The sequence below is a fragment of the Albidovulum sp. genome (genome assembly GCF_041919395.1).
In the GTDB taxonomy this organism is placed as follows: Bacteria; Pseudomonadota; Alphaproteobacteria; order Rhodobacterales; family Rhodobacteraceae; genus Albidovulum.
Map to the genome: position 1 here is coordinate 1 of NZ_JAYRTX010000111.1, position 9,402 is coordinate 9,402.

Consider the following 9,402-nt stretch of genomic DNA (forward strand, 5'->3'; position numbering starts at 1 on the left):
AGGTCTGGCCGAAGAGCGTGGTGGACAGGTCGGGCGTGAACTCGCCGTGCAGGATCGAGGGGCGGAACAGCACCGCGTCCAGTTTCGCACGGTTGCGCCGCTGCGTCGCCTCCGTCCCGGTGGCGCTGTCGAGGTATTCCCAGACGAAAAGCGGGATGCGCGACCGCGCGCGGGCCTTAAGGTCTGAAATCGCCGGGTAACGCTGATGCAGGTCCATGTCCCGCCTTGTCGACACGGCCCGACTGCTTGTCCAGCACGAGGGAGGGAACAGAGTGTGAACTCGACTTTAATTCGCCACGCGATGCGGCTAGATTGCCACCCATGACCCGTTTCGACGAAGCCGACGCCTTCGAAGGCGCATCCCTCTCCGCCCGCGCGTTGGCGGCGCGGCCCGCGCCCTATCTCGACGGGCTGAACCCCGCCCAAAGGCAGGCGGTCGAGGCGCTGGAAGGGCCGGTGTTGATGCTGGCGGGGGCGGGGACGGGAAAGACCCGGGCGCTCACCGCGCGGATCGCGCATCTTCTGGCAAGGGGCATGGCGCGGCCGAACGAGATTCTCGCCGTGACCTTCACCAACAAGGCCGCGCGCGAGATGAAGGAGAGGGTCGGTCGGCTGATCGGCGGGCCAGTCGAGGGGCTGCCGTGGATGGGCACCTTCCATTCCCTCTGCGTGAAGATATTGCGGCGGCACGCGGAGCTTGTCGGCCTCAAATCGAACTTCACCATCCTCGACACCGACGACCAGATTAGGCTGATGAAGCAGGTCATCGCGGCGGCGAATATCGACGAAAAGCGCTGGCCCGCCCGACAACTCGCCGGGCTTATCGACCACTGGAAGAATCGCGCATGGGGGCCGGAACAGGTGCCGGCCTCGGAGGCCAGCCATTTCAACAACATGGGGACGGAACTTTACGCCGCCTACCAGCAGCGGCTGCTGGCGCTGAACGCCTGCGATTTCGGCGACCTCCTTCTCCATGTCGTGACGATCTTCCAGAAACACGCCGACGTGCTGGAGCAGTATCAACGCTGGTTCAAGTACATCCTCGTCGACGAATATCAGGACACCAACGTCGCCCAGTATCTCTGGCTGCGTCTCCTGGCCGCCAGACACCGCAACATCTGCTGCGTCGGTGACGACGACCAGTCGATCTACGGCTGGCGCGGGGCCGAGGTCGGCAACATCCTGCGCTTCGAGAAGGACTTTCCCGGCGCTCAGGTGATCCGGCTGGAACAGAACTACCGCTCCACCGAACACATCCTCGCCGCCGCCTCGCGCCTGATATCGGTCAATGCCGGGCGGCTCGGCAAGACGCTCTGGACCGAGGCGACGGGCGGCGAGAAGGTCCGCCTCATCGGCCATTGGGACGGCGAGGAGGAGGCACGCTGGATCGGGGAGGAGGCCGAGGCGATCCAGCGCGGCACGCGGGGTATGGAGCCGCGCAGCCTGGACGATCAGGCCATCCTCGTCCGCGCCAGCCACCAGATGCGCGCCTTCGAGGACCGCTTCCTGACCATCGGCCTGCCCTATCGGGTAGTCGGCGGCCCGCGATTCTATGAGCGGATGGAGATTCGCGACGCGATGGCTTATTTCCGCCTCGCCGTCTCGCCCGAGGACGATCTGGCGTTCGAGCGGGTGGTCAACACGCCGAAACGGGGCCTTGGCGACAAGGCGGTGCAGACCATACAGCGCCAGGCACGCGAGGACGGGGTGAGCCTTCTGGAAGGCGCGCGGTATTGCGTCGCCTCGGGCCGGATCGGCGGCAAGGGCGGCGGCGCGCTGCGCGTCCTCGTGGAGGCGGTCGATCGCTGGCACAAGGCGGCGCAGGTGCCCGACCATGATCACGTCCGGCTGGCCGAGACGATCCTCGACGAATCCGGCTACACCGGGATGTGGCAGGCCGACAAGACGCCCGAGGCGCCGGGGCGGCTCGAAAACCTCAAGGAACTCGTCAAGGCGCTGGAATCCTTCGACAACCTGCAGGGCTTCCTCGAGCATGTGGCGCTGATCATGGACAATGACAGCGAGGACGCGGAGGAGAAGATCACCATCATGACGCTTCATGCCGCCAAGGGGCTGGAGTTTCCGGTGGTCTTCCTGCCCGGCTGGGAGGACGGGCTTTTCCCCTCGCAGCGGTCGATGGACGAAAGCGGGCTGAAGGGGCTGGAGGAGGAGCGGCGGCTGGCCTATGTCGGCATCACCCGGGCCGAGGAGCTTTGCACCATCTCCTTCGCCGGCAACCGCCGCGTCTATGGCCAGTGGCAAAGCCAGATGCCCTCGCGCTTCATCGACGAACTGCCGTCCGATCACGTGGACATCCTGACCCCGCCCGGCCTCTACGGCGGCGGCTACGGGGCCGCTGCGCAGGGTTTCGGGGCATCGAACATCGAGGACCGCGCCGCGCGCGCCGATGTATACAACTCGCCCGGCTGGAAGCGGATGCAGGACCGCGCCGGAAGCCGCCCCGTCAGCCAGCCGCGCGAGGCGCGACACGTCGTGATCGACCTCGATGCGGTTCCGGCTTTCGATCCGGGCGACCGCGTCTTCCACCAGAAGTTCGGCTACGGCACCGTCGAGATGATCGAGGGCGAGAAGCTGCGCGTGGCCTTTGACAAGGCCGGCACGAAACATGTCGTCGCAGGCTATGTTGTCGCGGCCGGGGGTGCGGACGACATCCCCTTCTGATCTTTCGCTAGAGGATGGAGCTTCCGCCGCCGGCGCCCGGGCCGGCGCGCCTCGGCAGCAAGCGGGCTGCATGGATTGGTCCTGCACCGGACCCGCCTTCGCTCACGCAAGAAAAAAGCGGCGCCCCGGGAGGAGGGACGCCGCTTTCGGTCTTTCGCGGCCCCAGGGAGGAGGGGGGAGCCTGCGAAACCGGTTCGAAGACCGGCGGCATCCCAGGGAGGAGGAGGGGATGCCGCCGACTTCACACAGCGGCCCGAGGGAGGAGGAGGGGCCGCCGATCGTTGGTGAAGATGCGGCGGTGGCAGGGAGGAGGAGGCCACCGCCGCACTTCACTACGCCAGACCCGAGGGAGGAGGAGACGGGTCCGTCGCGTCTACATGGGCCTTTCGGCCCGATCTGGCGCGGCGGCACCAGGGAGGAGGAGGGTGCCGCCGCGGATTTCCGGGGTCCGAGGGAGGAGGAGGACCCCAGGAAGTAAACTCGTCAGGCGCCGTAGGCGGCGTCAGTCGCGATCGACACGATCTCCGACCGGTGGATGCCGAGGTCGGCCAGATCGCGATCGCTCAGCACGTTGAGTTGACGGACAGTCTCGCGGTAGACACCGTAGCGCCGCCACTTCTCGCCAAGCTCGCGCACCATGTCCACCATACGGTCCGCAAGACCGCCGTTCGCGCCACGCACACCACTCACGTAAGCCATTTTCGTCACCTTCGTCTCATCTGTGGCACCGCATCTCGGTGCCGTTGGGAAGAAGATGCGTCTTATGCTGCGGATGCACAATACCCGCAGAGATCAATGCTGCCATGCAGCGAATGCATGACCCCGCCGATGAAATTTCCGTTACGTAGCGGCAACTTGCCGCGACGGTCGCCACGATGATCGCGGGCTGTTGCTCTTTCCGGCAAAGCGTCCAATCCTTGGGCAGATCGAATGGAGGATGCCCCTGATGAGCGTGACGCGCGACGCGGTGCTTGACTGCCTTTCCCGTATCTCTCTGCCGGACGGCGGCACGCTCCTGTCGCGCGACCTTGTGCGCGCGCTCGACGTGGAGGGGGGCATGGTGCGCTTCGTCATAGAGGCTGCCGATGCCGCCGAGGCGCGCGCTCTGGCCGGCCTGCGCGACGCCGCCGAGGCGGCCGTGCGGGCGATCCCCGGCGTGACCGGAACCTCGATCGTGCTGACCGCGCACGGGCCGGCGGCGAAACCCGCGCCGAGCCTGAAGATCGGCGGGCACCCGACGCCGCAGGCCGGGCCGCAGCCCATCGCGGGGGTCCGGCGCATTCTCGCCGTGGGCTCGGGCAAGGGCGGCGTCGGCAAGTCGACCGTGGCGTCGAACCTCGCCGTCGCACTGGCGCGAGCGGGCCGCAAGGTCGGTCTGCTCGACGCCGACATCCATGGGCCCTCGCAGGCCCGGATGATGGGCGTCTCGCAGCGCCCCGCCTCGCCTGACGGCAAGACGATCATCCCGCTCCGGGCCCATGGCGTCACGATGATGTCGATCGGCCTAATGCTGAAGGAGGGGGAGGCGGTGATCTGGCGCGGCCCGATGCTGATGGGCGCGCTCCAGCAACTCCTCGGCCAGGTGGAGTGGGGCGATCTCGACGTGCTGATCGTCGATCTGCCGCCGGGCACGGGCGACGTCCAACTCTCGCTCGCCCAGAAGGTGCCGGTGACGGGCGCGCTCATCGTCTCCACGCCGCAGGACGTCGCGCTGATCGACGCGCGCCGCGCGATCAACATGTTCGAGAAGCTGAAGGTCCCCGTCCTCGGGCTGATCGAGAACATGTCGAGCTATGTCTGCCCCAACTGCGGGCACGAGGCGCATATCTTCGGCCATGGCGGCGTTGCTGCCGAGGCGGCGACGATCGGTGTGCCGTTCCTCGGTGAACTGCCGCTCAGCCTCGACGTGCGGATCGCGGGCGACGCCGGAACGCCGGCCGCCACCGGGGAGGGGCCGGTGGCCGAGGCCTACGGCCGGCTTGCCCGGCGACTGATAGCCGACGGCATGGCCTGACGGTCGCTTTCCGGGATTTCATGGTACCGGGCATGACCTGCGGGTCCCCGCATGGGAATGCGTGGGACGCGGCGGCCAGATTCGCCTGAAAACCGAATCATGCGGGGTCACCGGGGCGCGACTGCGCCGGATTCCGGCCGATTCCGTCGAGATTTCCGATCGGATTCTTGCGTTGAAGTTATTTTTCCGGGAATTCATGGAACTGATGCGTGGTGCGGTATTGCATCAATATGTTGTTGTTGATGTCAAAAAATTATCAACAATTGGACAAAGCTGATCTCCAGCGATCCAATATCCTGTCGCAGGATGGGGTCTGACACCATCCGTTGTGTAGTTGGTGGCGCAGTTTCCTGTTGATTCCCACAAAATCCCATGGCATCCCTAACTCACCGATGAGGACGGGCTTAAACGGGCATCAAGACCCAAAAGGCGAAAGTCAGGTTTCATACAGGCACCCGCTTTCATCGAACCAAGAGATCCGGCGCGCACGCGAGCAGACATCCCCCCAGGTGGCAGCGCAGTCGGACACCCCAGTGATGGGACGAGGGCGGCGGATCGGGCAGTGGCAGCAGCCCGATCCGCCGTTGTCTTTCCGGGCCTGGTCTGACGGCGGTGACACCCGGGGGAGGGGACAGGCAAGGAGCGCGGGCCCTTGGCACGCAGGTTCAGAGGATCGGATACATTCAAGGTGGACGCGAAGGGTCGCGTCTCCATTCCGGCCCCGTTCCGCCGCGTGATCGAGGTATCCGACCCCGACTGGACCGAAGGGCTCCGCCCCAACATCGTCATCGTCTACGGACCCGAGAGCCAGGACTGGCTCGAGGTCTTCTCGATGGCGGCCATCCACGAGATGGACCAGCAGATCGCGCTGATGCAGCGCGGCTCGCCGGACCGCCTGCGGGTCGAGGAGATGATGTACGGCCAGTCGATCGAGGCGCAGATCGACGACGACGGACGCCTGACCATCCCGCAGAAGCTGCGTGAGAAGATCGGGCTGAAGGGCGAGGCCTTCTTCATCTCGGCCGGTGACTATTTCCGCATCTGGAACCCCGAGACCTACGCGGCGAAGGCTGCCCGCCGCAGCGCGCGGCTCGCCGACCAGTATCCCGAGGACTTCGACCCGCGAAGCCTCCTGCCGCCGCTCCCGCCGAAGGGCTGAGCCATGGCCGCTGCCGCCGCCCGCCGGACCGATCCCGCCCCCCACGTCCCCGTTCTTCTCGGCCCGCTTCTCGCGGCCGTCGCGCCGGTCGCCGGCCTCTGGGTCGATGGCACCTTCGGCGCCGGCGGCTATGCGCGCGGGCTTCTGGAGGCCGGCGCGGACCGGGTCATCGGCATCGACCGGGATCCTTCCGTCTTGCGCATGGCAGAGGGCTGGGCCGGCGGCTACGGCGACCGGCTGACGCTGGCACAGGGCACGTTTTCCGACCTCGAGCGCTTCGCCGGCGGGCCGGTCGATGGCGTCGTTCTCGACCTCGGCGTATCATCGATGCAGATCGACCAGGCCGAGCGGGGCTTTTCCTTCCAGAAGGACGGCCCCCTCGACATGCGCATGGGCGACGAAGGCCCGACGGCGGCCGACCTCGTGAACACCGGCGGCGAGGCCGAGATCGCCGACATCCTTTTCCACTACGGCGAGGAGCGCGCCGCGCGGCGGATCGCCCGCGCCATCGTCGCAGCGCGGCCCTTCACACGGACGCTGCAACTCGCCGCCGTCATCGAGCGCTGCCTGCCGCGCCAGAAACCGGGGCAGAGCCATCCCGCCACCCGCAGCTTCCAGGCGATCCGCATCGCAGTGAACGACGAATTCGGTCAGCTTGCCGAGGGCCTCGCCGCCGCCGAGCGGGCGCTGAAGCCCGGCGGCCGGCTCGCCGTTGTCACGTTTCACTCGCTCGAGGACCGCATCGTGAAACGGTTCTTCCAGCTTCGCTCGGGCGCCGAGGGGCAGGGCAGCCGCCATGCCCCCGAACGCGCGCAGGTGGTGCCCGCGTTCCGCATGCTCACGCGCCGCGCCGTCGCCCCGGACGAGGCCGAAATCGCCGCGAACCCCCGCGCCCGCTCCGCCAAGCTCCGCGTCGGGATGCGCACCGACGCGCCCGCCGGGGAGGCGCCCCGCGCCGCCCTCGGCCTTCCGAAACCCGCGCAGAAGGATCACCGGTGATGCGCAGCCTCCTCCTCGTCCTTTCGGCCTTCGCGGTCATGGCTCTCGGGTTCTGGGCCTACCGGGAGAATTACCGGACGCAGGGCGAACTGGCCGAGGTGCGCCGCCTTCAGGCCGAGATCGGCGAGTTGCGCGAGGCTCTCAGCGTGCTCAACGCCGAGTGGGCCTATCTGAACCGCCCCGACCGGCTGCGGGAGCTTGCCGAGCTGAATTTCGAACGCCTCGGCCTTCTCCCCTTCGAGCCGCGCCAGTTCGGCTCGGTCGCGGCCGTAAGCTATCCGGCGATCGCGCTGCCGCCGATCACCGAGCCCGTCGACACGATCGCGCTCAATGGAAACGCCCCATGATCCGCACGCCGCTCCGCCCGCTCGCCCGCATCCTCTCGGCCCGCGCCAAGGGCGAGAACCCCGATGTGATCGAGCGCGAGAACATCCGCATCCGCCACGAAGCCATGCGCGACAGCGCGCGTGTTCGGGCGGAAGGGCGGCTTCTCGTCCTCGGTCTGGCCTTCATCGTCGGGTTCGGCGCGGTCGGTTTCCGGATGGGCGTCCTCGCCTCCACCGATCCGGCGGAGCCGGCAACGGCGGGCGCGGGAACGGCGATCATCGCGCAGCGGGCCGACATCACGGACCGCCAGGGGCGCATCCTCGCCACGAACCTCGTGACGCACTCGCTCTATGCCCAACCGCAGCAGATGGTGGACCCGGCGGGCAGTGCGCGGAAACTGGCGCAGATTTTCCCCGATCTCGACGCGGAACGCCTGGCCAGGGATTTCGCCGGCACCCGCAAGTTCCTGTGGCTGAAGAAGAAGATATCGCCCGAGCAGATGCAGCTTGTGCACGAGATCGGCGATCCCGGTCTCCTCTTCGGCCCGCGCGAGATGCGGCTCTATCCGAATGGCGCGATCGCGGCGCATGTCCTCGGCGGCGCGAGCTTCGGGCGCGAGGGCGTCTCCTCGGCCGAGGTCGTGGGCACAGCGGGCGTGGAAAAGACCTTCGACCGCTGGCTCCGCGACCCGGCGAACGGCGGCGCGCCCTTGCAACTCTCGCTCGACCTCACGATCCAGTCCACGGTCGAGGACGTGCTCGCCGGCGGCATGAAGCTGATGAACGCAAAGGGTGCCGCGGCCATCCTCATGGACGCGAGGACGGGCGAGATCGTCGCCCTGGCCTCGCTGCCGGATTTCGACCCGAACACCCGGCCCGCGCCGGCGACGAAGGGCGACCCGTCCGACAATCCGCTGTTCAACCGGGCAGTCCAGGGGGTCTACGAACTCGGCTCGACCTTCAAGATATTCGCCGTCGGCCAGGCGCTCGACCTTGGTCTCGTCACCCCCGAGACGATGGTGGAGACGAAGGGACCGATGGTCTGGGGCAAGTTCCGCATCCGCGACTTCCACAACTACGGTCCGCAACTGTCCGTCACCGACGTGATCGTGAAATCCTCGAACATCGGTACCGCGCATGTCGCCCAGATGATCGGCGGCACCCGCCAGCAGGAGTTCCTCGGCAAGCTCGGCCTCTTCGACCCGACGCCCGTCGAGCTTGTGGAGGCACCGGGCGCGAAGCCGCTGAAGCCTGCGAAATGGCCCGAGATCACCACTCTGACCGTGTCCTACGGCCACGGTGTCGCGGCGAGCCCGCTGCACCTCGCGGCGGCCTATGCGACGATGGTCAACGGTGGTACCCGCGTCGCGCCCACGCTCCTGAAACGGACCGAGGTCGAGCCCGGGCCCCGGGTGATCAGCGAAGCGACCTCGGCGATCATCCGCGACCTGCTGCGCCAGGTGGTCGTCCGCGGCACCGCGACCTTCGGAAATGTTCCCGGCTACGAGGTCGGCGGCAAGACCGGGACGGCCGACAAGCCGAAGCCCACGGGCGGGGGCTACTACAAGGACAAGGTGGTGGCGACCTTCGCCGCAGCCTTCCCCATGTCTGACCCGAAATACGTCCTCGTGGTCTCGCTCGACGAACCGGTCGAAACCTCGGGCACCGAGCCGCGCCGCACCGCGGGCTGGACCGCCGTGCCGGTCGGCGCCGAGATCATCCGCCGTGCCGCGCCGCTTCTGGGGCTGAGGCCCGCGCTTGAACCTGTCGCCGAGGCCGGGGTAATACGCGTCTCCAACTGACGACGGAAGCGGGGCAGACCATGGCAGAGACAGTGAGATCGCTCTCCGAACTGGGCCTGCGCGCCCAGGGCGGGCGGGAGGCGACCGTTACCGGTCTCTCGGTCGACAGCCGGCAGGTGAAACCCGGCCATCTCTTCGCCGCGCTGCCGGGCACCCGGATGCACGGGGGCGAGTTCATCCAGTACGCGCTGCGGATGGAGGCCGCCGCGATCCTGACCGACCGCGAGGGCGCCGAGATAGCGAAGGCCGAACTCGCCGCCTCGACCGCCGCGCTGATCGTGGTGGAAGATCCGCGCCAGGTGCTTGCCTACACGGCGGCGCTCTGGTTCGGCCGCCAGCCGGAAACCGTGGTCGCCGTCACCGGAACCTCCGGCAAGACGTCCGTGGCCACCTTCACCCGCCAGATCTGGCAGGCGCTCG

10 protein-coding genes are annotated in these 9,402 nt (G+C 67.7%); 8 read left to right on the plus strand and 2 right to left on the minus strand.

All coding sequences use genetic code 11. The features are described 5' to 3' along the window. On the minus strand, positions 1-217 hold a 217-nt coding region (locus tag ACMUOO_RS15055), incomplete at its 3' end, for an alpha-hydroxy-acid oxidizing protein (RefSeq protein ID WP_413855679.1). A gap of 104 nt (positions 218-321) precedes the next feature. On the opposite strand from ACMUOO_RS15055, the gene ACMUOO_RS15060 reads away from it, so the two are divergent. Continuing rightward, a complete protein-coding gene (locus ACMUOO_RS15060) occupies positions 322-2,682 on the plus strand; it encodes an ATP-dependent helicase (RefSeq protein ID WP_301919496.1) in 2,361 nt (786 codons plus the stop codon). Between the two features lie 483 nt (positions 2,683-3,165). Here the strand turns inward: ACMUOO_RS15060 and ACMUOO_RS15065 are convergent, their stop codons facing one another. After that, complete coding sequence (locus ACMUOO_RS15065) at positions 3,166-3,381, minus strand: DUF1127 domain-containing protein (protein ID WP_301919495.1); 216 nt, start codon at positions 3,379-3,381, stop codon at positions 3,166-3,168. 247 nt (positions 3,382-3,628) lie between these two features. Here ACMUOO_RS15065 and ACMUOO_RS15070 point away from each other — a divergent pair, with 247 nt between their 5' ends. The 7 genes from ACMUOO_RS15070 to ACMUOO_RS15100 form a co-directional block, all read left to right on the plus strand. Continuing rightward, on the plus strand, positions 3,629-4,696 hold the full coding sequence (locus ACMUOO_RS15070) for an Mrp/NBP35 family ATP-binding protein (RefSeq protein WP_301919494.1): 1,068 nt from the start codon (positions 3,629-3,631) through the stop codon (positions 4,694-4,696). Between the two features lie 61 nt (positions 4,697-4,757). Next, a complete protein-coding gene (locus ACMUOO_RS15075) occupies positions 4,758-4,973 on the plus strand; it encodes a hypothetical protein (protein ID WP_301919493.1) in 216 nt (71 codons plus the stop codon). A 375-nt stretch (positions 4,974-5,348) separates the two neighbouring features. After that, positions 5,349-5,855 (plus strand): division/cell wall cluster transcriptional repressor MraZ, encoded by a 507-nt coding sequence (mraZ, locus tag ACMUOO_RS15080; RefSeq protein ID WP_301919492.1) that lies wholly within the window; start codon positions 5,349-5,351, stop codon positions 5,853-5,855. A gap of 3 nt (positions 5,856-5,858) precedes the next feature. Then, positions 5,859-6,854 (plus strand): 16S rRNA (cytosine(1402)-N(4))-methyltransferase RsmH, encoded by a 996-nt coding sequence (gene rsmH / locus ACMUOO_RS15085; RefSeq protein WP_301919491.1) that lies wholly within the window; start codon positions 5,859-5,861, stop codon positions 6,852-6,854. After that, positions 6,854-7,201, plus strand: coding sequence for a cell division protein FtsL (locus tag ACMUOO_RS15090; RefSeq protein WP_301919490.1), 348 nt, complete (start codon positions 6,854-6,856; stop codon positions 7,199-7,201). Before rsmH ends, ACMUOO_RS15090 begins: the two co-directional genes overlap by 1 nt. Next, positions 7,198-8,982, plus strand: coding sequence for a peptidoglycan D,D-transpeptidase FtsI family protein (locus ACMUOO_RS15095; RefSeq protein ID WP_301919489.1), 1,785 nt, complete (start codon positions 7,198-7,200; stop codon positions 8,980-8,982). Before ACMUOO_RS15090 ends, ACMUOO_RS15095 begins: the two co-directional genes overlap by 4 nt. A 20-nt stretch (positions 8,983-9,002) precedes the next feature. Next, positions 9,003-9,402 (plus strand): Mur ligase domain-containing protein (locus tag ACMUOO_RS15100; RefSeq protein ID WP_413855680.1); only part of this gene is annotated, 400 nt, incomplete at its 3' end.